At 50.6% G+C, this 1,293-nt stretch carries 2 protein-coding genes; both read left to right on the top strand.

Annotation, left to right across the window (positions count from 1 at the left end; translation table 11 throughout):
• The first annotated feature begins 1 nt into the window (after window position 1).
• Window positions 2-112 (top strand): heavy metal-binding domain-containing protein, encoded by a 111-nt coding sequence (locus ACZ4VL_RS40760; protein ID WP_468211093.1) that lies wholly within the window; start codon window positions 2-4, stop codon window positions 110-112.
• 500 nt (window positions 113-612) lie between these two features.
• The coding region (locus ACZ4VL_RS40755) for a hypothetical protein (protein ID WP_468211090.1) at window positions 613-1,293 on the top strand (681 nt) is incomplete at its 3' end.

Here is a 1,293-nt window from a genome sequence, read left to right as displayed (position 1 = left end):
GTTGGGCGCCAACGCGATCATCGGCATGCGCTACGACGCCACCGATGTGATGACCGGGCTGACCGAGGTGCTGTGCTACGGCACCGCGGTGGTGGTGGAACCGGTGCGCTGAGTCCACGTGAAACAAAGCATGGCGTACAAGATTTTCAAGAGGTTGCTCAAATAGACTGCATTGATTCCTGCCGGTGCAATAAGAGGCCCCTATCAGCGCACAACCAAAATTGAGGCGCAGGGCCACCGGGCGTACGTCCGCATGTTCGCCGCGCGCTTCTCGGCGCATTCTGACGGATTGACGCGGGCAGTAGTAAGACTGCGGCGCAGGACCCATTCGGCAACCGGAGTGTTGTACATTTCCGTCAACAGAGGGGGGGATTCATGGGACGAGACCTTACTAACGGAATCGAGCGGGCGTACGCAGAGCGACTCGACTTATTTGTTGTGGCCCTGACTGGAAGAACAGGAAGTGGATGCACTACAACGGCGTCAGCCCTATGCCGTGAATTCGCAGATCTTCCAAGCTCTTCAACAGATCTGACCGCAATTGAAGCTCGAAAGCAGGAAATTTGCGCGAACTATTCACAGGTTCAGTGGACCCCATTCAAATCAATATCCGTGTCGACAGTAATATTCGGATACATCCTGACCGAGGATCCAGAGGGTTTAGATAATTTGTTTTCCTCACTCAAGATTGATGCATCTAAGATCAAGGAGATCCACGCTCGCTCTATCCCCGAAAAAGGAAACAAAGAATTCTCCGAGCTCATTAAGAACAAGAATAGCTTTAAGTCAAAGGAAGCCTGGCTTTATTACGTTAACTTTCTAACAGCTGCCGCGAGCGAGTTCCGATTACATCTCGGAACAAAGTACTCGTCCTTGTTCCAGACTTTAGGCGACAACATACGGCACAGTGGAAGTCCAACGTCAAACACCACGTATCCAGAAGAACTTTTTTCGTTGGCTTCAAGAGTCAAGCGATTGGCACTCTCATGTCGGGAGTACGATATACATGAGGGGATCGCCAGTACGCGAATCGTCATTGACGCTGTCCGCAACCCTCTTGAGCTTGTCTACTTAAGAGACCAGTTTGCTGCATTCTTCGCATTCGCGATCACCACTGAGGAATCGCATCGGCGCTCAAGGCTTACTGAGGCGGGAATGTCGAAGCGCGAGATTGATGCACTTGATAACCGAGAATATTCGAAAAAATCTCTGACAAGTTACGACAATTTTGTTTCCCAGAACATCGAAGAATGCATTCAAAAGTCCGATGTATTCGTAAACAACCCTGGGCCA

It is taken from the genome of Streptomyces sp. NPDC029014 (assembly GCF_055564695.1).
The sequence above is the reverse complement of the archived record's forward strand: the minus strand, read 5'-3'. Positions and strand labels throughout refer to the sequence as shown.